This window comes from Stenotrophomonas sp. 2YAF22, from assembly GCF_052114665.1.
In the GTDB taxonomy this organism is placed as follows: Bacteria; Pseudomonadota; Gammaproteobacteria; order Xanthomonadales; family Xanthomonadaceae; genus Stenotrophomonas; species Stenotrophomonas indicatrix.
Genome location: NZ_JBFRFE010000006.1, coordinates 1 through 23,445, shown reverse-complemented (window position 1 = coordinate 23,445; position 23,445 = coordinate 1). Strand labels below are relative to the sequence as shown.

23 protein-coding genes and 1 pseudogene are annotated in these 23,445 nt (G+C 67.8%); 15 read left to right on the top strand and 9 right to left on the bottom strand.

Translation table 11 applies throughout. The features are described 5' to 3' along the window. From AB4Y84_RS00605 to AB4Y84_RS00595, 3 genes and pseudogenes are all read right to left on the bottom strand, one after another. Positions 1-497 (bottom strand): annotated as a pseudogene (locus AB4Y84_RS00605) (hypothetical protein); the annotation flags it as partial. A gap of 257 nt (positions 498-754) precedes the next feature. Further along, positions 755-1,840: a DUF5694 domain-containing protein gene (locus AB4Y84_RS00600; RefSeq protein WP_442249659.1), complete on the bottom strand. Its 1,086-nt coding sequence runs from the start codon at positions 1,838-1,840 to the stop codon at positions 755-757. 158 nt (positions 1,841-1,998) lie between these two features. Next, positions 1,999-2,289, bottom strand: a complete 291-nt coding sequence (locus tag AB4Y84_RS00595; RefSeq protein WP_223497051.1) for a hypothetical protein — start codon at positions 2,287-2,289, stop codon at positions 1,999-2,001. Between the two features lie 173 nt (positions 2,290-2,462). Here AB4Y84_RS00595 and AB4Y84_RS00590 point away from each other — a divergent pair, with 173 nt between their 5' ends. Then, on the top strand, positions 2,463-2,885 hold the full coding sequence (locus tag AB4Y84_RS00590) for an H-NS histone family protein (RefSeq protein ID WP_336022393.1): 423 nt from the start codon (positions 2,463-2,465) through the stop codon (positions 2,883-2,885). Between the two features lie 128 nt (positions 2,886-3,013). On the opposite strand, the gene AB4Y84_RS00585 is transcribed toward AB4Y84_RS00590, so the two are convergent. Together AB4Y84_RS00585 and AB4Y84_RS00580 are read right to left on the bottom strand one after the other, a co-directional pair. After that, positions 3,014-3,634 carry a hypothetical protein gene (locus tag AB4Y84_RS00585; protein WP_336022396.1) on the bottom strand — a complete coding sequence of 207 codons (621 nt, stop codon included), beginning with the start codon at positions 3,632-3,634 and terminating at the stop codon, positions 3,014-3,016. A 20-nt stretch (positions 3,635-3,654) separates the two neighbouring features. Continuing rightward, positions 3,655-4,083, bottom strand: a complete 429-nt coding sequence (locus AB4Y84_RS00580) for a hypothetical protein (RefSeq protein WP_394196713.1) — start codon at positions 4,081-4,083, stop codon at positions 3,655-3,657. 131 nt (positions 4,084-4,214) lie between these two features. Between AB4Y84_RS00580 and bioB the strand changes: the two genes are divergently transcribed. From bioB to bioC, 5 genes are all read left to right on the top strand, one after another. Continuing rightward, on the top strand, positions 4,215-5,258 hold the full coding sequence (gene bioB / locus AB4Y84_RS00575) for a biotin synthase BioB (protein WP_442244152.1): 1,044 nt from the start codon (positions 4,215-4,217) through the stop codon (positions 5,256-5,258). A 67-nt stretch (positions 5,259-5,325) separates the two neighbouring features. Continuing rightward, complete coding sequence (gene bioF, locus AB4Y84_RS00570; RefSeq protein ID WP_442244151.1) at positions 5,326-6,549, top strand: 8-amino-7-oxononanoate synthase; 1,224 nt, start codon at positions 5,326-5,328, stop codon at positions 6,547-6,549. A gap of 18 nt (positions 6,550-6,567) precedes the next feature. Further along, complete coding sequence (gene bioH, locus AB4Y84_RS00565) at positions 6,568-7,347, top strand: pimeloyl-ACP methyl ester esterase BioH (RefSeq protein WP_049465784.1); 780 nt, start codon at positions 6,568-6,570, stop codon at positions 7,345-7,347. A gap of 29 nt (positions 7,348-7,376) precedes the next feature. Further along, positions 7,377-8,156 (top strand): SDR family oxidoreductase, encoded by a 780-nt coding sequence (locus tag AB4Y84_RS00560; protein WP_442249658.1) that lies wholly within the window; start codon positions 7,377-7,379, stop codon positions 8,154-8,156. Positions 8,157-8,168: 12 nt separating this feature from the next. Beyond that, complete coding sequence (gene bioC / locus AB4Y84_RS00555; RefSeq protein ID WP_140225319.1) at positions 8,169-9,053, top strand: malonyl-ACP O-methyltransferase BioC; 885 nt, start codon at positions 8,169-8,171, stop codon at positions 9,051-9,053. 119 nt (positions 9,054-9,172) lie between these two features. Here the strand turns inward: bioC and AB4Y84_RS00550 are convergent, their stop codons facing one another. Beyond that, entirely contained in the window at positions 9,173-9,805 is a 633-nt protein-coding gene (locus tag AB4Y84_RS00550) for a YdcF family protein (protein WP_025877503.1), read from the bottom strand. Further along, entirely contained in the window at positions 9,802-10,764 is a 963-nt protein-coding gene (locus tag AB4Y84_RS00545) for a pyridoxal-phosphate dependent enzyme (protein WP_363733840.1), read from the bottom strand. Before AB4Y84_RS00545 ends, AB4Y84_RS00550 begins: the two co-directional genes overlap by 4 nt. A gap of 159 nt (positions 10,765-10,923) precedes the next feature. Here AB4Y84_RS00545 and AB4Y84_RS00540 point away from each other — a divergent pair, with 159 nt between their 5' ends. From AB4Y84_RS00540 to AB4Y84_RS00500, 9 genes are all read left to right on the top strand, one after another. Next, positions 10,924-11,391, top strand: a complete 468-nt coding sequence (locus AB4Y84_RS00540; RefSeq protein ID WP_313251341.1) for a hypothetical protein — start codon at positions 10,924-10,926, stop codon at positions 11,389-11,391. A gap of 557 nt (positions 11,392-11,948) precedes the next feature. Next, positions 11,949-13,838 carry a tRNA uridine-5-carboxymethylaminomethyl(34) synthesis enzyme MnmG gene (mnmG, locus tag AB4Y84_RS00535; RefSeq protein WP_080149610.1) on the top strand — a complete coding sequence of 630 codons (1,890 nt, stop codon included), beginning with the start codon at positions 11,949-11,951 and terminating at the stop codon, positions 13,836-13,838. A gap of 149 nt (positions 13,839-13,987) precedes the next feature. Beyond that, a complete protein-coding gene (locus tag AB4Y84_RS00530) occupies positions 13,988-14,518 on the top strand; it encodes a gamma carbonic anhydrase family protein (protein WP_059065523.1) in 531 nt (176 codons plus the stop codon). A 124-nt stretch (positions 14,519-14,642) separates the two neighbouring features. Next, a complete protein-coding gene (locus AB4Y84_RS00525; RefSeq protein ID WP_032976856.1) occupies positions 14,643-15,332 on the top strand; it encodes an RDD family protein in 690 nt (229 codons plus the stop codon). After that, positions 15,329-16,321 (top strand): stage II sporulation protein M, encoded by a 993-nt coding sequence (locus AB4Y84_RS00520; protein WP_032976855.1) that lies wholly within the window; start codon positions 15,329-15,331, stop codon positions 16,319-16,321. Before AB4Y84_RS00525 ends, AB4Y84_RS00520 begins: the two co-directional genes overlap by 4 nt. Then, positions 16,311-17,945, top strand: a complete 1,635-nt coding sequence (locus AB4Y84_RS00515; RefSeq protein WP_442244149.1) for a DUF4129 domain-containing protein — start codon at positions 16,311-16,313, stop codon at positions 17,943-17,945. Before AB4Y84_RS00520 ends, AB4Y84_RS00515 begins: the two co-directional genes overlap by 11 nt. Next, positions 17,942-19,132 (top strand): DUF4350 domain-containing protein, encoded by a 1,191-nt coding sequence (locus AB4Y84_RS00510; RefSeq protein ID WP_442244148.1) that lies wholly within the window; start codon positions 17,942-17,944, stop codon positions 19,130-19,132. The genes AB4Y84_RS00515 and AB4Y84_RS00510 overlap by 4 nt, the downstream gene beginning before the upstream one ends. Continuing rightward, positions 19,129-20,115 carry an AAA family ATPase gene (locus AB4Y84_RS00505; RefSeq protein WP_089237639.1) on the top strand — a complete coding sequence of 329 codons (987 nt, stop codon included), beginning with the start codon at positions 19,129-19,131 and terminating at the stop codon, positions 20,113-20,115. Before AB4Y84_RS00510 ends, AB4Y84_RS00505 begins: the two co-directional genes overlap by 4 nt. Further along, entirely contained in the window at positions 20,112-21,410 is a 1,299-nt protein-coding gene (locus AB4Y84_RS00500; RefSeq protein ID WP_442249657.1) for a DUF58 domain-containing protein, read from the top strand. The genes AB4Y84_RS00505 and AB4Y84_RS00500 overlap by 4 nt, the downstream gene beginning before the upstream one ends. 114 nt (positions 21,411-21,524) lie before the next feature. Here AB4Y84_RS00500 and AB4Y84_RS00495 read toward each other — a convergent pair whose 3' ends face one another. Both AB4Y84_RS00495 and AB4Y84_RS00490 read right to left on the bottom strand, forming a co-directional pair. Beyond that, positions 21,525-22,703: a glutathionylspermidine synthase family protein gene (locus AB4Y84_RS00495; protein ID WP_442249656.1), complete on the bottom strand. Its 1,179-nt coding sequence runs from the start codon at positions 22,701-22,703 to the stop codon at positions 21,525-21,527. A gap of 7 nt (positions 22,704-22,710) precedes the next feature. Beyond that, positions 22,711-23,280, bottom strand: a complete 570-nt coding sequence (locus AB4Y84_RS00490; RefSeq protein ID WP_032976852.1) for a DUF1190 domain-containing protein — start codon at positions 23,278-23,280, stop codon at positions 22,711-22,713. Between the last annotated feature and the right edge of the window lie 165 nt (positions 23,281-23,445).

Here is a 23,445-nt window from a genome sequence, read left to right as displayed (position 1 = left end):
CGGCCGTCGCGTGCCGCGTAGGCCACGTCAACCGGGCGACCGAACACCTCGCGGGCCAACGGGTTGAGCTTGTTCGAGCCCTCTCCTCCCACATAGGCATAACTGCAGGGGCCACGATCCTCGTAGGAGCTGATCAGCACCGGCAGGCCAGCAGGCAGGCCGGTCAGCCGCTGCCGGTGGTAGCCGGTCACCAGCACCGCCGCAATCTGCGTACCGCGCGTCCAACCGACACTCCACACGGTGGGTTCGTAAGCGCCCAGCAACAGCACCACAGGCGCATTGGGTTCGTGCACGGCCACCTGGATGGTCGTGGCCTGGTGGCCGCTCTGGTCGATCTGGAAATCGGCTTTCTTACCGCCGTAGGCCCCCGCCGCGTAGACCTTCGCATCGGCCGGGAGCACCAGGCCGTCGATCCGGCAAGTGCTCGGCGGCGTATCCACCGTCACCGGAGCGTCGAACGGGAAGGGCTGTGTGGCCGCATCGGAATGCACGATCACGGGCGCTACCTGGATGGGGCCCGCCGGCTTCGCGTCTGCAGCGCCAGGTGCGTGGGCTCCCTGGCCCGTTGATGCCTGCACATTCGGCTCGGACAGTGTTGGCTCGGTGCACCCAGCCAACAGCACCATCCCGGCGACCGCGACGTACAGTCTGGTGCCGGTAATGACGTTGCGTTTCATGTTGTGATCCTTCATTTCGAGGAATCGGGCGCTGATCGGGAACAGCTCGCCTCATGCAGCCGCCGGTCCTTGGCGGGCTATTTCAGGAACGGCTGAACATCGACAATCCGCACGTCGTGCATCTGCTCGAGATACGCATCCAGATACGCCTTGTGTGAGGCGCCGACAATCACCAGCGTACGCATTCCCGGGGTCGGTCCCATCAGGTCGCGGATGTTCGCCGCCATGCGCAGGTTGCGCGTCTCCCACGAGGTGACGTAAAGGCGACCGTAGCCCTGCGGAGACGGCTCCTCCAACGCGGCACCGTAGTCGCTTTCGAAGGCGACCGATGCCACATCCGGTGCGTTGTAGCGGCGATACAGTGCCAGTGCCTTCTCCGGCGCATCAACCTGCGCTTCCAAGTCGCCGAACATTGTCCTCCGCTGTTTGGACGCCGGGTTGTCCCAGGCCTTCCTGACCGCAGCTGCATAGGCCTTGGGATCGGGACCATACTGATCGGAGCTGTGGTCATCCATCGGCCACAACCGCTCGTGGCCAAGACGGACAGCGAGGGCTGCGGCGATGAGCGTGTTTTCATTGCGGTTGACGCGCAGCGCTTCCAGCGCCGCAACCAGGTCCTGGTCCAGGCCGTCGCCTGCCTGCCGATCCGCTTCGGGGAGGCGCAGCCATTGCACCAATGCCGAATCGCGTTCGCCGGCGGCCAGGAAGGTAGCGGCAAGCCTGCGCCGTTGCGCGGCCGTGGGTTGTACGGGCCAGGTCGCCAGCATCGTCTCTGCCGCCGCGTTCGCCGCCGGCACATCAAGTCCGGTTGCCTTCTCCGCCGCCGAAACMTCGGGGCAGTAGTCCTTCACCGTATATCGGTAGCGGGAAGGGTATCGACGCAGCAGGTCGCACTGCTGGCCCGACACCGCCTCGATCGCGATGGCCTTCGGCTGCCACGCTGCGAGCCGGTCGATCAGGGTGCCCAGCGATGAGGGATCGAAGGTCTTCGGCAGTACCGCCAGATGCGCGCTGCCGAGCACCATCACTTCGTTTGGCACCCCGTGCTGCGGCCCTTTGTGGGCGCGAGGGTCAAAGGTCTGCGCCTGCGCCATTCCTGCAAGCATCGATCCCGCCAGCAGCGAGCCGATCAGTGCACGTCGCCCCCACATCCCCTGCATCATTCCCTGTTGCATATGGCTCGCCGTTGAAGCGCTTGTCCAGCGCATAGCGGCGCAGATTCGATCGCCGTAGGTCCTTTGTCAACAGTCCTTGTTCTGTGCTCCCGCAAGACTACGCTCGGTCGAATGGCGCCCTTGATGGGATCCCGCAGGGAGCGGACTCACGCACGCGCGAGAGCGATCCATCGGTAGCCTACGTAGAGGGCCCCTGCGGCCACCGGAAGCAGGCTTGTCCAGAGTGGCAGGCCGAGTACGAAGAACATGAGCGCGGTGACGGCGAGTGTGAGAATCGACAATCCGATTACCCGGATGTCGAACAGCGCGACGTCCGCTGCATCCTTTCCCACGGCGTTCTTCGGCCGGTTCCTGCCGGCGCGCTGCCGACGCAGCAGCCATATATCGGAGACGAAGCTGGCTATCCCTTCCAACAGATCACCGATGAAGCCAGACATGGACGATCCCTGACGGCTGGAGTGAAGGGGTAGATCTTCATGGCGCGCGCGTTGGTGCGTCAAGCGATCGATCACAGGGCCCGGGGAGCCGGTCCAGCTTGATGCATCCTGGCACCGGCTGCTTGACAGCCGGCTGCTTGACAGGCTGCCGGGATGTCCGGACCCTTCGCGGCATGACAATCGACGTCGAACACCTGAGCCTGCGCGAACTGAACGCCCTTGTGACTGCTGCCGAGCAGCGGAGGGCGCTGGTTGCCAGCCGCCGCCCCGTGGCCGTTGTCCGTCGCAAGCTGATCGCCTTCGCCGCGCAGTGCGGCTACACGATTGAAGAGCTGATCGGGGGCGCGCCCGCCGAGGCCGCTGCACCGGTCCGCAAACCTGCCACACGGCGCAAGGCAGGCAAGGTAGCGGCCAAGTACCGCGACCCGGACAACAAGCGCAATACGTGGTCGGGCCGCGGCCGGATGCCGCGCTGGCTTGCCGAGAAGACCAAGCATGGCCGCAGCCCTGCCGATTTCCTGATTCCCGGGCTGGGCCGGTCCGACGTTCGAAAGTCCAGCGCGATCGGGCAGAGAACCGTCTTCAAGCAGAGCTGACCCGTGGGTGCTCGGCGCACGGAGCGGACGATCGCCGTGGCACCAACGCGTACATTTCCAGGTCGGGCGGTGCAGGCAGCTCTATCGCATCGTAGCGACGGCCGTGGCCTGCAACTCCATCCAGCCGCTCACTCCTCGCCCAGGGCCACCGGCAGCGGCACCTTGCGGATCAACTTGAGCGCGCGTCCTTCCAGCACGTAGAAGAAGGCGAAGTTGCCGGTCCTAGCATAGTTGTCGTCGAACTCCCCGCCCTCGGCCACTACCAGCGCGCTGTGCGGATCGACCTTGACCACCATCGGGCCAAGCTCTCCGCCCAGCGATGGGGTGGCCAGCTTGCCGGTGCGCTTGCTGACGAAGGTCATCGAAACACAACTGGTTCCGCATCCCCATCCCACCAGCGTGTACTCGCCGGCAAAGCCGACCTCTCCGTCCTTCAGGGCTGCTGACAGGCGTGTCCTGAACATGCGGGCGCGCGGATCGCTGAGGTCCAGCGATGCGGCCGGCCCGCTATGGATCTTTGTTACGGGGTAGTCAGCGAACCTGGGATTGCCGCCTTCACCATTGAAGATCGCCTCGCGGATTCGCGCGTTTTCTGCGACCTGTGCGGCAGTCGGACCAATGGAACTTGCAGCATCCGTGGCATCCGGGGCGCTTGCCTGCATCGCCTGCACCTGCGTCACTGAGCAAAGGGCCAGTCCTGCGCCGGCCATGGCCAGCAGGACGACCAGCGATGTGCGACTTCTGGACATGCTCATCTCCTCAAGACGCCTTATCGCTCTGCACATGCTTCGGCGGCAAGCGAGCAGATCTGCACGACAGCTGCGACCTGCGGTGTCTTTCCCGCGTGCCCGCAATCCTGCAACCAGATCAATGCGTGCTGCCCCACCTTCAGATCGGTTTCATCGATGCCGCCGCCATAGACGGTCCACAAGCCGGTGCCGTCGTTGACGATGGTGCGGTGAACCGCGCCTGCGCGGGTCTGGACCGTCAGCTGGCGATCGCGGACCTTCACGATCGTTCCCGTCACCGAGGGCGGCGAGGGAGCGATGTCACCGCCGTCGGCGACCGGCAGCACGCACTGCGTCGCCGCAATGGTAACGACGGGAACGGTGGTCAGCATCAGGGCTGTGGCAATCGCCGTCGCCTGCAGCGCGTTCGCCGCCACGGCCTTCAGTACCGCAATCAATGGGTTGTTCATGGCAATCCTTTGCGTGAGCGCCCAGTCTAACCCTCGCTCGCACTGTAAACTTATATGAAATTAAAACAGTTGACAGTGCACTACGACCCACCCAGACTGCGCCCTCGCTCCAGCCCTTCCAAGGTCCCGCCATGGCAACCGCCATCCGCCACGACTGGCACCACGACGAACTGCAGGCGCTGTTCGACCTGCCTTTCCCGGAACTGCTGTTCCGCGCCGCCGCGGTCCACCGCGAGCACTTCGACCCGGCCCAGGTGCAGGTCTCCACGCTGCTGTCGGTGAAGACCGGTGGCTGCCCGGAAGACTGCGCGTACTGCCCGCAGGCGCAGCGCTACAGCACCGGGGTCAACGCGCAGAAGCTGATGGACACCGACGCGGTGCTGGCCAAGGCACGCCAGGCAAAAGCTGCCGGGGCCTCGCGTTTCTGCATGGGTGCGGCGTGGCGTTCGCCGAAGGACCGTGACATTCCGAAGGTGGCGGCGATGATCGCCGGAGTGAAGGCACTGGGCCTGGAAACCTGCGCCACGCTGGGCATGCTCAGTGGCGAGCAGGCGCGCGCGTTGAAGGACGCCGGCCTGGACTACTACAACCACAACCTCGACACCGCGCCGGACTACTACGACTCGATCATCCACACCCGGCAGTACCAGGATCGCCTGGATACGTTGGAGCACGTGCGCGATGCGGGGCTGAAAACCTGCTGCGGCGGCATCGTCGGTATGGGCGAAACGCGCGCGCAGCGCGTCGGCTTGCTGCTGGCACTGGCCACGTTGCCGGCACATCCCGATTCGGTGCCGATCAACAAGCTGGTGCAGGTCGCTGGCACGCCGCTGCATGGCAGTGCCGAGCTGGACCCGTTCGAGTTCGTACGCATGATCGCCGTGGCACGCATTGCCATGCCGCGTTCGATGGTGCGGCTGTCGGCCGGCCGCGAGGCGATGAGCGACGAACTGCAGGCGCTGTGCTTCCTGGCCGGCGCCAACTCCATCTTCTATGGCGACAAGCTGCTGACCACCGGCAACCCGGAAAGCGAGCGCGACATGGCCCTGTTCGCACGGTTGGGCCTGCAGCCGATGGCGGTGCAGGTGGACGCCGACGGTCACGACCATGGCGGCACCGTGCATGCCGATATCAGCGCCGATGCCCCCGGCTGCGGCTGCGCCCACGCGGCCTGAGCCGGCGGCCAAGCAGGCGTCGCGGCAACGCGCTACCCTAGCCGCCCCGTCGCCGCATCCAGCCGCCATGGCACGCCCCGACCTGACCGCCCGCCTCCAAGCCCAGCGCGCGTTGCGCGATGCACAAGGCCGTCGCCGCCCACGGCGCACGGTCACCCGTCGTGATGGTGTGCGCCTGGAAGTCGATGGGCGCTGGCTGACCGGCTTCTGCAGCAACGATTACCTGGGCCTGGCCCAGCAGTTCAGCGTGGTCAACGCACTGCAGGATGCCGCCGCGCGCGAAGGTGCTGGCGCCGGTGCTTCGCACCTGGTCTGCGGCCACCACGCACTGCATGACGCATTGGAACGCGAAGTGGCCGAGTGGCTCGGTTACCCGCGTGCGCTGCTGTTCGGCAGTGGCTTCGCCGCCAACCTGGCCGTGCAGCAGGCGCTGCTGAGCGAAGAAAATGATGTCTGCGTGCAGGACAAGCTCAACCACGCCAGCCTGCTCGATGCCACGCGGCTGGCTGGCGCGCGCCTGCGCCGCTACCCGCATCTGGATGCGGAAGGTGCGATGCGCCAGCTCAAGCATGCGCCTGATGGCGCGGCGATGCTGGCCACCGACGGTGTCTTCAGCATGGATGGCGATATCGCGCCGCTGCGTGCGCTGTCGCTGGTCGCGCGCCTGCAGCAGGCGTTGTTCTACGTGGACGATGCGCATGGCGTGGGCGTGCTCGGCGATGGCCGTGGCGCGGTCGCCACCGCCGGCCTGGGCGTGGACGATGTGCCGCTGCAGCTGGTCACCCTGGGCAAGGCGCTCGGCGGTTCCGGCGCGCTGGTGCTCGGCCGCGAGGACCTGATCGAGCACCTGGCCGAAACCGCACGCCCCTACATCTACACCACCGCCATGGCGCCGGCGCTGGCGGCGTCCGCACTGGAAGCGGTACGCCTGGCCCGCCGCGATCATTGGCGCCGGGCGAAGCTGGCCGATCTGATTGCCCTGTTCCGCAGCGAAGCGCGACGTCATGGGCTGGATCTGATGGCATCGGAAACGCCGATCCAGCCGCTGTTGTGTGGCGACGACCACACTGCCATGGCGATGTCGCAGGCGCTGGAACAGGCCGGCTGGCTGGTCGGTGCGATCCGCCCGCCGACCGTGCCGGAGGGCAAGGCGCGCCTGCGCGTCACCTTGTCCGCGCTGCACACCACCGAGCAGGTACGCGGCCTGGTCGAAGCCATCGCCATTGCACGCGACCGCGTGGCCTTTGCCGCGCGTGAAGTGCTGCCGCCGTCGTTGCCGGCGCTGGCCTGAGTGATCGTGTAGTTCCCCATGCATATTGAAGTGACCGGCCATGGGCCGGACCTGGTACTGATCCACGGCTGGGCCCTGCAGGGCGGCGTGTTTGCGCCGCTGGTGCAGCGCCTGGCCGATCGATTCACGCTGCATCTGGTCGACCTGCCCGGCCATGGCCACAGCCGCGACGACAGCACCCCGCTGCGCCTGCCGTTCGTGGTCAACGCCATTGCCGCGGCCACGCCGCCGGCGGTGTGGTGCGGCTGGTCACTGGGTGGTCTGTTTGCCCTGCATGCGGCGGCCACGCTGCCGAAGGTGCGCGGGCTGGCGATGATCGCCGCCACGCCGCGCTTCGTGCGCGGTGATGACTGGCCGCATGCGGTGGAGCCATCGGTATTCGAGCAGTTCGGTCGTGACCTCGCGCAGGACTTCAGTGGCACCCTGGAACGTTTCCTGGCCCTGGATGTGATGGGTTCGGCGCATGCCCGCGAGGAACTGCGCACGCTGCGCCAGCGCCTGGTCGAACGCGGAGCGCCCACCGAACGCGCGCTGCGCGAGGGCCTGCAGCTGCTGGAAAGCACCGACCTGCGTGGCGCCCTGCCCGCACTGGGCAAGCCCAGCCTGTGGATTGCCGGCCAGCGTGACCGTCTGGTCTCGCCGGCGGCGATGCAGGCCGCTGCCGCGCTGGCGCCCGGGGGGCAGTCGTTGACCGTGGGTCATGGCGGCCACGCCCCCTTCCTCGGCCACGCCGATGACGTTGCAGCCGCCCTGCAACACTTCGTTGCCGGCCTGTCACCGGCCGATGGCGGACAATGAGCCTTCCTAAGCTTGTGCAGGACTGACGCATGGATCTGGGCATTTCCGGCCGCTGGGCACTGGTCTGCGGCGCCAGCAAGGGGCTTGGCCTTGGCTGCGCGCGCGCATTGGTGCGCGAAGGCGTGAACGTGGTCATCGTCGCCCGCGGTGACGCTGCGCTGCAGGCCGCGGCTGAAGAACTGCGTACGCTGCCCGGTGCCGCTGAAGTGCATGCGATCGCCGCCGACGTCACCACCGAGGCGGGCCGCGCCCAGGCGCTGGCCGCCTGCCCGCAGGTCGATATCCTGGTGACCAACGCCGGCGGCCCGCCGCCGGGCGACTTCCGCACGTTCGAGCGCGACGACTGGATCGCCGCGCTGGACGCCAACATGCTGGCGCCGATCGCGCTGATCCGCGCCACCGTGGACGCGATGATCGAGCGCGGCTTCGGCCGCATCGTCAACATCACCTCGTCATCGGTGAAGGCACCCATCGACGCGCTGGCGCTGTCCAACGGCGCGCGCAGCGGCCTGACCGGCTTCGTCGCCGGGCTGGCGCGGCGCACCGTCGTCCACAACGTCACGATCAACAATCTGCTGCCCGGCCAGTTCGATACCGACCGCCTGCGCGCCAACTTCGCCCACGCCGCCGGCCAGGACGGGGACGTGCAGGCGGTGGCCGAACGCCGCCGCCAGCAGATTCCCGCCGGCCGCTTCGGCACGCCGGACGAATTCGGCGCCGCCTGCGCCTTCCTGTGCAGTGCACAGGCCGGTTACCTCACCGGGCAGAACCTGCTGATCGACGGCGGCGCCTACCCCGGYACGTTCTAAGAGACTTCTGCAATGCCGTCCCACTTCGATGCCCGCCATGTCCGCCGCGCCTTCGCCCGCGCCGCCTCCAGCTACGACGCTGCCGCCGCCCTGCAGCGCGAGGTGCAGTCGCGGCTGCTGGAATCGCTGGACTACCTGGAGGCGCGCAAGCCCGAGGTGGTGCTGGACATCGGCGCGGGTACCGGCCATGCCAGTGCGCTGATGAAGAAGCGCTGGCCGAAGGCACAGGTGATCGCGCTGGACGTGGCACTGCCGATGCTCGACCAGGCCAAGCGCCAGGCCGGCTGGTGGAAGCCGTTCCAGCGCCTGGCCGCCGATGCCACGGCGCTGCCGTTGGCCGACAACAGCGTCGATGTGATCTTCAGCAACCTGTGCCTGCAGTGGGTGGACGACCTGCCAGCGGTGTTCGCCGGTTTCCGCCGCGTGCTCAAGCCCGGTGGGCTGCTGGTGTGTTCGACGTTCGGGCCGGAAACGCTGGTCGAGCTCAACGAGGCCTTCGCCGCCGCCGATGACCGCCCGCACGTGAGCCGCTTCGCGCAGATCGCCCAGTTCGGCGATGCGCTGATGATGGCCGGCTTCCGCGATCCGGTTCTGGACCGCGACCTGTTCACCCTGACCTACGACGACCTGCCCTCGTTGATGCGCGAGCTGCGCGCGATGGGCGCGACCAACGCACGGGTCGATCGCCGCCATACGTTGACCGGCCGGGGGCGGTTCGCGGCCGCAGCGGCGGCGTACGAGCCGATGCGCCGTGCCGATGGCAAGCTGCCCAGCAGCTGGGAGGTGATCTACGCCCATGCCTGGGCACCCGACCCAGGCGCGCCGATCCGCGAAGGTGGGCATGACATTGCTTCCGTGCCGGTGTCGGCGATCCCGATCCGGCGCAAGCAGACCTGATGCCGGCACGCGATCCGCACTGGTAGATGCCGACCTTGGTCGGCGCTGTGCTTCCCGTGCCGACCAAGGTCGGCAATTACCAACAGCAGGTCCCGGCCGGCCCCATTGCACGCCTGCGCTCAGGTATTGGCCGGTGAACTCAACGGCGGCCGCACCAGGTCGCGGTGGAAGAAGTAGATCTCCTGCACCAGGAAGCGCCAGCTGGTATGGAAGCTGCGGAAGCGCGTGCTCGGCGTTGACGAGGCCAACGCCTGGATGCCCAGCGCCTTGCTCAGACGCAGCGCGCGCGCCATGTGCAGCGGGTCGCTCACGATGATCACCGAATGCAGCTTGCGCTGGTCCATCAGCCGCTTGGCCTCGACCAGGTTCTGCACGGTATTGCGCGAGGCGGTCTCGATGAGGATCGCCTCATCGGGAATGCCGTGCTTGAGCGCATAGCGCCGGGCCACCTGCGATTCCGAGAAGCGCGCACCGGTGCCGCCGTAGCCACCGGTGAAGATCAGCAGTGGCGCGTAGCCGGCGTCGTACAGATCCAGGCCGTGGCGGATGCGCTCTTCAAACACCGGCGAGGGCTTGGCATCGTAGGCCGCCGCGCCCAGCACAATGATCGCGTCCGCCTTGGCCGCCTGGTCACGTTCGCCGACCCAAACGATCCAGGCGGTCACGCCCAGCAGCCAGATCACCAGCAGTACGAACAACCGCCACACCCAACCGAGCAGGCCGGTACGTTCGCGATGGCGGCCGCGGCTCATGGCGCTCCCCAACGCAGGGCAGGCAGATCGACATTGCCGCCGGACAGCACCAGTCCAACGCGCAGGCCGGCGAAGCGCGCAGGCTGCGCAAGGACCGCCGCCAGCACGATCGCCGAGGACGGCTCGACCACCTGCTTGAGCACGTCCCACAGCAGGCGCATCGCCGCCACGGTGGCGGCATCGTCAACCACGATGACCTCGGCGCCMGCGGCCTGCAGCAGCGCGAAGTTGGGTGCGCCGATCAGCGTGCGCAGTCCGTCGCAGATCGTGTCCGGGGTAAATGCCTCCTGGCGCTTGCCGGTCGCCAGCGAACGGGCGGTGTCATCGGCACCGGCCGGCTCGGCCAGCACCAGCCGGGTGTCCGGGCTGGCGTGCTGCAGGGCCAACGCGGTGCCACTGGCCAGGCCACCACCGCCCACCGGCACCACCAGCACGTCGAACGGACCCTCGCTGTGCAGCAGCTCCAGCGCGGCCGTGCCCTGCCCGGCGATCACCGCGGGGTTGGTGTACGGATGGACCAGAGTGGCGCCGGTATCGGCCTGCACCCTGGCGCAGGTGGCCTCGCGGTCGGCAATGGTGGCCGGGCAGCGCCAGAGAGTGGCGCCATGCCGGGCAATGTTGGCCAGCTTGGCGGCCACCGCCCCTTCGGGCACCACCACATGGCAGGGAATGCCCCGTGTGCGGGCAGCCAGCGCCAAGGCGGCGCCGTGATTGCCGGAGGAATGGGTTACCACGCCGGCACTGGCGTGATCGGCATCCAGCGACCACACCGCATTGCACGCACCGCGGAACTTGAACGCGCCGCCACGCTGCAGGTGCTCGGCCTTGAACGCCAGTTGCGCACCGGCCAACGCGTCCAGCGTGCGCGAGCGCAGCACCGGGGTCACGCTGGCATGGGGCGCGATCCGCGCGGCGGCGGCGAGGACGTCATCAGCGCGGGGCAACAGTGAATCGCTCATGACGCAAGATTAACGTATGGCTCCGCGCTGGCGAGGGCGCCATCGGTCATGCCAGCATGCAGTCCTACACCGCCATTCATCCTGGCCGGCGGAATTAAGGGCTGATTCAACGCCGGCGGCTGAAGCTGCCTGCATACCCGTCCTCTGGGGGGACCCATCATGAAAACGCGCCTGATGCTTGCCGGTGGCCTGCTGCTGGCCCTGACCGGTTGCACCACTTATGACTATGTCGGTGGCCGCAGCGGTGGCTACTACCACGGTGCGCCGTCGGTGGAGTACCGCTACCCCTATGGCTACCCGGCCGACTACGGCTATCCGTATTACGGCGGTGGTGGCTATTACGGCTATGGCGGCCCGTACTACCAGCGGCCGATCTACCGCCCGCCGCACCACAACCACCGCCCGCCACCGCGTCCCGGCAACGGCGGCGAAAACCGCCCGCCACCGCCGCCGCGCCAGAACAATGGCGGCTCGCCCTGGCGCAACATGGATTCGATGCGTCGACCGCCGCAGCCTGCACAGCGGGTCGAGCGCCCCTCGCCGCCGCCGCAGGCGCGTCCGGCTCCGGCTCCGCGTGCGCCGAGGATGAACAGTTCCCCCTGGCGTGCCATGGATCGTGAGAGATAGCGCACAGTTGACGCTTGTTCCATCTTGCATTTCACACGGTCCAAGCCTCAATCTACGCAGGTGGTGACGGCCAGCGTCACAAAGTGACAAAAGCGTTAAGGGCCCGTCCCAAACAGCTCTGCGTCGATATCCGACAGGAACATCTGGATCCCCCCTGTTCCGGCCCTGTCGGATGTCGGCACCTTTAAAGACGAACGGCCCCGCACTGCGGGGCCGTTTGTTGTTTGGGACACCAGGGCGCGCGGGCAGTAGATCCACGCCATGCGTGGATGCCGCGTTCCCAGCCGCCCCAAAAAACAGGGCCGGACAGTCCCCCGACTGCCGGCCCCTCTGCTTCCCCACCGTGCGCCTGTACCGGCCCCTGTTCCAATTCCGGTCACCAGCGCCTGCGGCGCCAGCCACGGTGGGTGCTATTGGGTTATCTGCAAAAATCCTGCCAACTTTAGGGTTGATTTCGACGCCGGCCGGCCGGCGCCAACGTCCCTGCCTCGATTGGCGCTAAAATCGCCACCCCGGCGCCGCCTCCGGCTGCGCCTGCCCCTTGCTGAACAGCCCCCATGATCGATTCCTTCCATCGTTACGACGTCATCGTCATCGGCGGTGGCCACGCCGGCACCGAGGCCGCGCTGGCTGCGGCCCGTACCGGYGTGCGCACCCTGTTGCTGACCCACAACATCGAAACGGTGGGAGCGATGAGCTGCAACCCGGCCATCGGTGGCATCGGCAAGGGCCATCTGGTCAAGGAAATCGACGCCCTCGGCGGTGCGATGGCGCATGCCGCCGACCGCGCCGGCATCCAGTGGCGCACCCTCAACGCCTCCAAGGGCCCGGCCGTGCGCGCCACCCGCTGCCAGGCCGACCGCAACCTGTACCGCATGGCGATCCGCGCCATCGTCGAGGGACAGGCCAACCTGACCGTGTTCCAGGCGGCGGTGGATGACCTGGTCATCGAGGGCGACCACGTGCGCGGGGTCATCACCCAGACCGGCCTGCGTTTCGATGCCGAGGCCGTGGTGCTGACCGCCGGCACCTTCCTGGCCGGCAAGATCCACGTCGGCCCGACCCAGTACGCAGCCGGCCGCATGGGCGATCCGCCCGCCACCACGCTGGCCGCACGCCTGCGCGAGCGGCCGTTCCAGGTGGATCGCCTGAAGACCGGCACGCCACCGCGCATCGACGGCCGTTCGCTGGACTACAGCGTGATGGACGAGCAGCCCGGCGACACGCCGCGCCCGGTGATGTCCTTCCTCGGCTCGGTGGATGAGCATCCGCAGCAGGTCAGCTGCTGGATCACCCACACCAGCGAGCAGACCCACCAGATCATCCGCGACGCCCTGCACCGCTCGCCGCTGTACAGCGGCCAGATCGAAGGCATCGGCCCGCGCTACTGCCCCTCCATCGAGGACAAGGTGGTGCGCTTCGCCGAGAAGGCCAGCCACCAGATCTTCGTCGAGCCCGAAGGCCTGGGCATCGTCGAGATCTATCCCAACGGCATTTCCACCTCGCTGCCGTTCGACGTGCAGCTGGAGATGGTGCGCAGCATCCGTGGTTTCCAGAACGCGCACATCACCCGCCCCGGCTATGCCATCGAGTACGACTTCTTCGATCCACGCGGGCTGAAGGCCTCGCTGGAAACCAAGCTGGTCAACGGCCTGTTCTTCGCCGGCCAGATCAACGGCACCACCGGTTATGAAGAAGCTGCCGCACAGGGCCTGCTGGCCGGCCTCAACGCCGCTCGCCAGGTGCGTGGCCTCGAGGGCTGGTGCCCGCGTCGCGACGAAGCCTACCTCGGCGTGCTGGTGGATGACCTGATCACCCACGGCACCAACGAGCCGTACCGCATGTTCACCAGCCGCGCCGAGTACCGCCTGCAGCTGCGCGAAGACAACGCCGACCAGCGCCTGACCCCGGCCGGCCGCGACATGGGCCTGGTCGATGATCGTCGCTGGCGTGCCTTCGAAACCAAGCAGGCTGCCGTGGCCGCCGAGCGCACGCGCCTGGGCGCGCTGTGGGCCACGCCGGCCAATGCGCTGGGCCGCGAAGTGCAGGAAACGCTGGGCGTGGCGGTCAGCCGCGAAACCAACGTGCTGGACCTGATCAAGCGCCCGGAACTGGATTACGCGCAGCTGATGCGGGTGCCCTCGCTCGGCCCGGCCGTGGCCGATGGCAAAGTGGCCGAACAGGTGGAGATCGGGGTGAAGTACGCCGGTTACCTGGATCGCCAGCGCGAGGAGATCGAGCGCCAGCAGCGCCATGAAGCAACGCCGATTGCCGGCGATTTCGACTACGCCATCGTGCGCGGGCTGTCGGCCGAAGCGCTGCAGAAGCTCGAGCGCGTGCGTCCGCAGACCATCGGCCAGGCCCAGCGCATTCCGGGCATGACCCCGGCGGCGATCTCTCTGCTGCTGGTGCACCTGGAGCGCGCACGGCGCGGACGCGTGGCATGAAAAAACGGTAGTGCCGGCCGCTGGCCGGTAACCCGATACACCTTCGGCAGAACCTCTGCGGGTGCCGGCCAGCGGCCGGCACTACCGGCGGGGCTGCTTCCTGCACGCGGTATCATCATCGCGATTGCCCTGTTCTTCCGGAGATGCCGATGACCCCGCTGCGCCCCTTCCGCGACAAGATGCCGGTGCTCGGCCAGCGCGTGTATGTCGATCCGGCCTGCACGATCATCGGCGATGTCGAACTGGCCGATGACGTATCGATCTGGCCGGGCACGGTCATCCGTGGCGACGTCAATTTCGTGCGGATCGGTGCACGCACCAATGTGCAGGACGGCACCATCATCCACGTCAGCCACCACAGCCCGTACAACAAGGCCGGCTACCCGACCCTGATCGGCGAAGGCGTCACCGTCGGCCATGGCTGCATCATCCACGCCTGCAGCATCGGCGATTACAGCCTTATCGGCATGGGCGCATGCATCCTCGACGGTGCCCGGGTCGAGCGCCATGGCTTCGTCGGTGCCGGTGCGGTGGTCGGCCCCGGCAAGGTGGTGGGCGAAGGCGAACTGTGGGTGGGCAACCCTGCCCGTCCGGCGCGCACGCTCAGCGACAAGGAGATCGAGTCGCTGCACTATTCGGCCGACCACTACGTGCGGCTGAAGGACGAATACCTGGGCTGAGGCCGCCTCGCCAATGGCCGGGCTCTGCTAAAGTCTGGGCCCGACCAGGAACCGTCGAGACCCCCATGCCCGTGGCTGCACGCCGGAGAGGACTCCAGCGCCCACTTCGGCGGCCATCGCGCTGATGGCCGCGCCGATGCTCGATACCTACCGCGAGGTGGTAACGCCGGAAGGCGTGCCGCTGCAGTTGCCTGCGGCCGGCCCGATGCCGCGTGCGCTGGCCTGGCTGATCGACCTGGCCGTCCGCTTCGGCGCGCTCACCGCGCTGTCCATTCCGCTGGCCCTGCTCGATGAGTTCGGCCGCGGCCTGTACATGGCGCTGATGTTCCTGCTGATGTGGGCCTACCCCATCGTCTGCGAAGCGCTGTGGGGCCGTACCCTCGGCAAGCGCGTGCTGGGCCTGCGGGTGCTCGCGCAGGATGGCGCACCGGTGGGCTGGATGGCCTCGATCACCCGCAACCTGCTGCGCACCGTGGACATGCTGCCTTTCGGCTACGCACTGGGCCTGATCAGCAGCCTGTTCGATCCGCATGGCCGCCGCCTGGGCGATCTGGTTGCCGGCACGATGGTGGTGCATGCACCGCCGCATTACCTGCCGCCGCCGGCCACCATCGACAGCGCGCTGGCGCCGCCGCAACCGCTGCGGCCGGAGGAACAGGCGGCGGTGATGGCCTTCGCCGAGCGCGCGCCACGCCTGTCACCCGCACGCCAGCAGGAACTGGCCGGCATCGCCGAGCCGTTGACCAGCGCGTCCGGCCAAGTCGGCGTGCTGCGCCTGTATGCAATGGCCAACTGGTTGCTGGGACGACGATGAAGCAGGAGCAGTTCGTCGCCCGCCATCAACAGGAATGGCATGACCTGGAGCAGTGGCTGCAGCATCGCGCCGGTGCCTCACGTCGGCGCCGGCGCAGGCCGGGCGCGGAAGAAGCCGGCGATGTCAGCTTCCCGCAGCGTTACCGACGGCTGTGCCAGCAGCTGGCGCTGGCCCGCGAACGCGGCTACAGCCCGCAGCTGGTGCAACGCCTGCAGCAGTTGATGCAGCACGGCCATGGCGTGCTGTACCGCACGCCGCCGACCCGCTGGCGGCGCGCGCTGGAATTCCTGGTTGCTGATTTCCCGCTGCTGGTGCGCAGCCAGGCGCGCAGCATGTGGGCAGCGCTGGCGATGTTCGCAGTGCCGGCGCTGGCCTGTTTCGTGCTGGTGCAGGTGTACCCGGACAGCATCCACCTGCTGATGGACAACGGCCAGATCGCCGAGATGGAGCGCATGTACGATCCATCCGCCGAGCGCCTGGGCCGCGACAGCGGCACCGACTGGATGATGTTCGGCTACTACATCATGAACAACATCAGCATCGCCCTGCGCACCTTCGCCAGCGGCCTGCTGGCGGGGTTGGGCACGTTGCTGGTGCTGTTGTTCAACGGCATCACCATCGGCGCGGTCGCCGGCCACCTGCAGCACATCGGCCATGGCGGCCCGTTCTGGCGCTTTGTGGCCGGCCACGGAGCGTTCGAACTGACCGCGATCGTGATTGCCGGCGGCGCCGGCCTACAGCTGGGCATGAAACTGCTGGCTCCCGGGCGGCGGCGACGCCTGGATGCGCTGGTCGAAGGCGGGCGCATCGGCGCGCGGCTGTGCCTGGGCGTGGCCTTCATGCTGCTGCTGGCCGCGTTCGTGGAAGCGTTCTGGTCCTCCATCGCCGACATTCCTGCTGCAGTGAAGTTCAGCGTGGCCGGGGTGCTGTGGGCCGGCGTGCTGCTGTGGCTGTGGCGCGGTGGACGCGGAGGTGGCCATGCGGATTGACCATCTGGACGTGGTGCTGCGCGCGCGCAGCAGCTGGGAAGCGATGGAGCTGGGCAGCGCGCTGGCCCGCCGCCACGCACGCGGTGTGTGGGGCAGCTGGCTGCTGGCCAGTGCGCCGTTGTTCGTGCTGTTCAATGCACTGGCCTGGTGGCTGGATGCCTTCGGCTGGGCGTGGCTGGCGATGTGGTGGTGCAAACCGTTGTTCGAACGCGCACCGCTGTACGTGCTCTCGCGTGGCATCTTCGGCGAACGGGTCGGCCCGCGCGATGCGCTTCGCGCGCAGCGGCAGTGGGGTGGCAGCGGCTTCTGGGGCTACCTGGGCTGGCGTCGTTTCAGCGGCCTGCGCAGCCTGTGCCTGCCGGTCAATCTGCTGGAGGGCAACGCGCCCACACACCGCGGCGCTCGCCGGCGTGCAGTCGCTGCCGGCGCCGCGGGCCCTGCGCTGGTGCTGGCGCTGATCTGCCTGGCATTCGAGCTGGTGCTGGTGGTGGGCGCGATCGCCACCCTCTTCATCTTCATCCCGCTGGAACTGCTGCCCGAATCCTGGCGCGCAGCGTGGGCGATGGTCAGCGTGGAGGCGCCTGCGTGGGCCAAGCTTGGCCTCAACCTGTTGTGCTGGCTGGCGGCGGCGCTGATCGGGCCGTTCTACGTGGGCGCCGGCTTCGGCCTGTACTTGAACCGACGCACGCAGATGGAAGCCTGGGACGTGGAAATCGCCCTGCGCCGCCTGCGCGAACGCCTGCTGCCGGTCGCCTCTTCGTTGGTGCTGCTGTTGTGCCTGGCGCTGCCGTTGGCGCCCGTGCACGCACAGGACGCCGACACGCCGGACGCCGCGCAGACCGCCACGGCCAACGCCGATGAAGACGAAGAAGCGGAAGACGCTGAAGAAGCCGAAGAAGCGGCCACTGCGGAAAACGATCCGGCCAATACACCGGCGGTGATCTTCGGCGACACGCCGGTGGATACCGCTGGCTTCCGCCAGGCCGTGAACCGCGCCTACGAAGATCCGTTGCAGCGGCCGACGCGGCAGGTCAGCCGATGGAAGCCGATCGAAGACGCCGCCGAAAAAAAGAAAGACAAGAAGGATCTGCAGAAGGACAGTAGCAGCGACACAGACCGCAAGGCGCGCAAAAGCGGCCAGCTGTGGCTGGCACGGATCGCCGAATGGGGCCTGTGGGGGCTGCTGGGCGTCCTGCTGTTGGTGTTGCTGTTGACCGCGCGGCTGTGGCTGCCGTGGTTGCGCGGTTCCGGCCGCCGCAAGCAGAAGCAGGCACCGCAGATCACCGAAGAGCAGGTGGAAATGCCGGTGGTGCTGCCGCCGGATGTGGCGACCCAGGCCGGCTTGCTGTGGGACCAGGGACGACCGCGGCAGGCGCTGGCCCTGTTGTATCGCGCCAGCGTACGCACGCTGGTGGAGCGCACCGGCATCGCCTTGCCGCCCGGTGCGACCGAAGCACAGTGCCTGCGTGCCTCGCGGCGCATGACCGACAGCACCGACCGTGAACTGTTCGCGCGCATCGTGCGCATGTGGCAGTACGCCGCCTACGGTGGGCGCCTGCCCAGCCGCAGCGATTTCGATGCGTTGGCCAGCACCCTGCGCCAGCAGTACGGGTGGCAGGCATGACGCCGCGCCTGTTCTGGTCATTGCTGCTGGGCGCCCTGGTCCTGCTCGGCGTGCCACTGACGATCCTGTTCCTGCGCACGCACGAAAAGGTGACCGAGACCGTCGTGCTGCCGCCACAGGGCGAAGCCAGCTACAACCCACTGTATGTGCTGGGCCAGGCCCTGCGCGCCGACGGCATCGAGGTGCAGTCCCGACAGCGGTTGGACCTGGCACAGATGCCACTGGCCGCCACCGATACGCTGGTGTTGCTGCAGGACACCGCCGACATGCCGCCGCGCACTGCGCAGGCACTGCTGGACTGGGTGGATACCGGCGGCCATCTGCTGCTGCGCACGCAGCCTCCGGCCGAGGACGATGCCAGCAGCACGCAGGGGCCCTTGCTGGACAGGATCGGCGTGGACAGCCTGTTCCATGACAGCGACTGCCAGCCCTTCCATGTGGTCGATGATCCCAGCCATGTCGAGTTCTGTGGAGGCCGGCGCTTCAGCCTGGGCTTCCAGGCCAACGCCACGGCCGAGCGCCGATGGGGCGGCAACGAAGGACTGGTATTCGCACGCCTGCCGCACGGCAAGGGCCGCATCGACGTGCTGGCGGACATGGACGTCATGCGTGGTGAAGCACCGAACGCGTCGACGCGCCGTCGCCCTGTCGACGTCGATGCTGTTGCCCGCGATGGCCTGCACGACCTCTCGCACCGCGACCTGACCCGCTACCTGCTCGACCCCAACTATGGGCGGGGCACGGTCTGGCTGGTGTACGGCAGTCGCCCGCCCTCGCTGGGCGCGCGCATCTTCTACCAGGGCTGGCCGCTATGGGTGCCGCTACTGCTGGCGATCCTCGGCTGGTTGTGGTCACGCGCGCAACGCTTCGGCAGTGCCCTGCCCGCCCCGGTGATCGAGCGCCGTTCGTTGCTGGAACACGTGCGCGCCAGTGGCGAACTGCTGCTGCGCTTCGGTCATGGCGCGCGCCTTTACCAGGCCGTGCAGGCGCTGTTCCTGCATCGCCTGCGCCTGCGCGCACCCGTAGCGGCCGCACTCGACGGTGCTGCGCGTGACCAGGCCATCGCCGCGGTGCTGCAATGGCCGATCAGTCGTGTCACCAGTGCACTCACGCCGCCTTCGCCGCAAGATTCCTCCGCCCTGCGCGAGCGCATCCGCTTGCTGCTCCAGATGAGATCCCTGCTATGACCGATGCCCCTGAACTTCCGGCGGCCGCCACCGCCCGCCTGATCGAACGCGTCGACGCCATCCGCCAGGCCGTCGGCCACGCCTTCATCGGCCAGGCCGATGTGCTCGACCAGATCCTGGTCGCCCTGCTGGCCGGTGGTCACGTGCTGATCGAAGGCGTGCCCGGCCTCGGCAAGACCCTGCTGGTGCGCGCGCTGGCGCAGGCACTGGAGCTGGACTATGGCCGCGTGCAGTTCACCCCCGACCTGATGCCCAGTGACGTCAGCGGGCATGCGGTGTACGACCCGAAAAGCGAGAGCTTCAAGATCCGCCGCGGCCCAGTGTTCACCAACCTGCTGCTGGCCGATGAAATCAACCGCGCCCCGGCCAAGACCCAGTCCGCGCTGCTGGAAGTGATGCAGGAAGGCCAGGTCACCATCGAAGGCAAGGCCTTCACCCTGGCGCCGCCGTTCATGGCGCTGGCCACGCAGAACCCGCTGGAACAGGAAGGCACCTATCCGCTGCCGGAAGCGCAGCTGGACCGCTTCCTGCTGAAGGTGCTGATCGACTATCCGCAGCTGGAAGACGAGAAGCGCATGGTCGCGGCGATCACCAGCGGCCGTGCCGCCAGCGATTTCGACCTGAGCCAGGTGCCGCGCGTACTCGGAGCCGGTGAACTGCTGGCATTGCAGCAGGCCACCGCCGCGATCACCGTCGATGATGAAGTGATCGACTACGCGGTGCGCATCGTGGCCGCTACCCGGCAGTGGCCGGGCATCGCCGTTGGCGCCGGCCCGCGTGGCAGCATCGCCCTGGTGCGTGCATCGCGCGCGCAGGCGGTGCTGGCCGGGCGTGATTTCGTCACCCCCGATGATGTGCGCGACATCGCCCGCCCTGCCCTGCGCCATCGCATTGCGCTGGCACCGGAGCTGCAGATCGAAGGCCAGGATGCCGACGACGTGCTGGGTGCGCTGCTGGCCAAGGTGGAAGCGCCGCGCCGATGAGGCCTGCGCCGCTGCTGCTGGCGTTGCTGTTGGCCTGGGCCGTGCTGGGAGGCGTGGTGCTGGGCGGCCTGCTGCCGCGCTGGAGCTGGACCGTGGCCGGCACATTGATTGCCGTGCCGGCACTGGTTGATCTGTGGCGGCAACGACGTCGGCCGTCGCCCAGCGTCGAACGTGACGTGCCCGAGGCGCTGGCACTGGGCGTACGTCGCGAAGTCGGCCTGCGCCTGCGCAGCGAACAGAGCATGCACGTGCACGTGTTCGATCTGGTGCCGGGCGGTTGGCCACTGGAATCGCTGCCACAGCGCGTGCAGTTGCGGGCCGGCCATGTCAGCTCGCTGCATTACCACGTGCAGCCGCAGCAGCGCGGGCGCTTTGCCTTCGAGGGCGTGCAGCTGCGCATCCGCTCGCCGTGGCGGCTGTGGTGGCAGCAACGCACGCTGCCACCGGCGCTGGAGGTACGGGTCTATCCCAACTTCGTGCCGCTCACCCGCTTCGCACTGTTCAGCGCCGACCAGGCTTCACGCTTGGTGGGTGCGCATGTGAAGCGCCGCCGTGGCGAAGGCACCGACTTCCACCAGATGCGCGAGTACCGCATCGGCGACAGCCTGCGCCAGCTCGACTGGAAGGCCACCGCACGCGCGCGCAAGCTGATCTCGCGCGAGTACCAGGACGAGAAGAACCAGCAGCTGCTGCTGATGCTCGACAGCGGCCGGCGCATGCTGGCCAGCGAAGGCGGGCTCTCGCATTTCGACCATGCTTTGAATGCCTCGCTGGTGGTGGCCTACCTGGCCCTGCGCCAGGGCGATGCCGCTGGCCTGTTCGCCGTCGGCGGCGAGCGCCGCTGGGTGGCGCCGCAGCGCGGCATGGGCACGGTGCAGCACCTGTTGCGCGCCAGCTACGACCTGCAGCCACAGGCGGTGGCCACCGATTACCTGGCCGCCGCCACCGAAGTATCACTGCGCCAGCGTCGGCGCGCGCTGGTGATGCTGGTCAGCAACGTACGCGATGAAGACATCGAAGACCTGCTTGCTGCCGTGCGCCTGCTGCAGCGACGCCACCTGGTGTGCGTGGCCAGCCTGCGTGAGCGCGAGCTGGATGCTGCGCTGGAGGGTGAGGTGCATACGGTTGAGGATGCCGCGCAGGCCGGTGCCGCCGCGCTGTACTTGCAGCAGCGCGCGCAGGCGCATGACGCGCTGCGTGCCGAACGGGTGATGGTGTTGGACGTAACCGCCGATGCACTGCCCGCCGCGCTGGTGGAACGCTATCTGGCGGTGAAGCGCGAAGGGCTGCTCTAAGGGTAGTGCCGGCCGCTGGCCGGCAACCTCATGAACGTCAGCAGCGCCCTGCAGTTGCCGGCCAGCGGCCGGCACTACCTTGCAACAAACGATTCGGCTGATGCCGCACCTCCATCAGACGTAGATCCGCGTCGGCGCTTCGTCGATGATCGCGTGCGGCACGAAGCGCGCACTGTCGCGGGTGATCGCGCTGTCGTCCTCGCGGATGCCGATGCCGCAGGCGTGGTCGCCGATCACCCAGCTGCCGATCAGCGGGTAACCGCCTTCGAAGCGGGTGAGCGGATGCGCACGCTGGAGGATCGCCGGACCGTCGTACGGACCGTCGCTGCGCTGCGTGCTGCCGTCGGCCAGGTGCATCTCGATGTTGGCACCTTCGCGCGAGAACAGCGGCTTGCGCACCCAGCCCGAGGCCAGCGCGCTGCCGTCATCGAAGTGTGCTTCCAGAAGGTTCGGATGGCCGACATTGCGCTGCCRCAGCAGCGGCAGGATGCCCTTGTTGCTCAGCACCGCCTTCCACGCCGGCTCCAGCAGCTGCACGCCCGAGCCCGGCAGCGCGCGACCGAATTCCTCGGCCATCAGGTCTTCCAACGGGTACAGCTTGAACAGCGTGCCGATGACCGTATCGTCCAGCGCGGTGAAGCGCCCGTCTTCGGACAGGCCGATGTCCTCGATGGCGATCGCCTGCCCGTGCAGGCCCGTCTGCGAAGCGCAGTCGCGCAGATACTCGACCGTACCGCGGTCTTCGTCCGAGCTGCCCACCGCACTGAAATACAACGGCGGCGGCAGCTGCGTGGCCAGTTCGCCGAAGCGTTCGACCAGGGCTTCATGGATCGCGTTGAACTGGTCGGCGTGCTGCGGCAGGCGGCCGGCGTTGCGCTGGTCCTCCAGCCACTGCCACTGGAAGAAACTGGCTTCGAACAGCGAGGTCGGCGTGTCGTAGTTCAGTTCGTACAGCTTGGCCGGGCCGGTGCCGTCGTAGGCCAGGTCCAGGCGCCCGTACAGGTGCGGCTGGCGCTGGCGCCAGCTGTCGGCGATCCAGTCGCGGTAATGCGCGGGGATCGCCAGCTGGTCCATCAGGCGCTCGCTGGCGATGACATCGCCGACCAGGTCCATCGCCATCTGGTGCAGTTCGGCGCTGGGGTCTTCGATGTCCTGCTCGATCTGGCGCAGGGTGAACGCGTAATACGCGCTTTCATCCCAGTACGGCTGGCCGTCGATGGTGTGGAAGCGGAAACCGGCTTCCTCCGCGCGCGCCCGCCACTGGGCGCGCTCGGCAATACGGATACGTTGCATGGGTCGATCAGCCGCCGACGCTGCTGCCGCTGCGGCGCGCACTGGTGCTGCCGAAGCCGCTGCGGCTGGCGGTCACCGCACGGTTCGGTTCGCTGCTGACCGGGGCCAGCCCGGCCTTGCCCGCGCCGATGCCGCTGGCGGTGTTCAGGCCGCCGCTGCCACCCGGGGCAGGACGCGCCCAACCGGCGCTCTTGTCCTGGTAGGCCGGCGCCGAAGCCGGCGCCTGCGGGGCCAGGCCACCGCGGTTGCTCAGCATCTGCGACATGAAGAAGCCCATCATCATCGGACCGATGAACGAGGTGCCGGCCGAGGTGTGCTGCTGCACGCACTGCTCAGGCTTGTAATCCTGTTCGCAGGCTTCCTTGGTCGCGTACTTCGGCGCTGCATCGGCGGACTTCTTCTGCGCCTCGGCAAACGCATTGCGGCACGCCGAAGGATCAGCGGTAGCCGTGGTGCAGGCCTCCACCGAGGTATACAGGCCTTCCTGCACCTGCACCTGCTCTTCCTTCTGGCAGGCAGTGAACAGCAGCGGCGCAGCGCTCATCAGCAGCAGCGCGGTGGTGCGGGAACGTTTCATGGCCTCATGCCTTCAAGTCGGAACAATGCCCCATCATGCCAAATCCGGGCCAACAACCGGAATCGGCAAAGTAGGAAAGATGAACGGAATTTCATTTTCGTCGTCCTCTCCCTCGATCCATCCATGCATGGCGTGGATCTACTGGCCCACGACCAACTGTCGGAG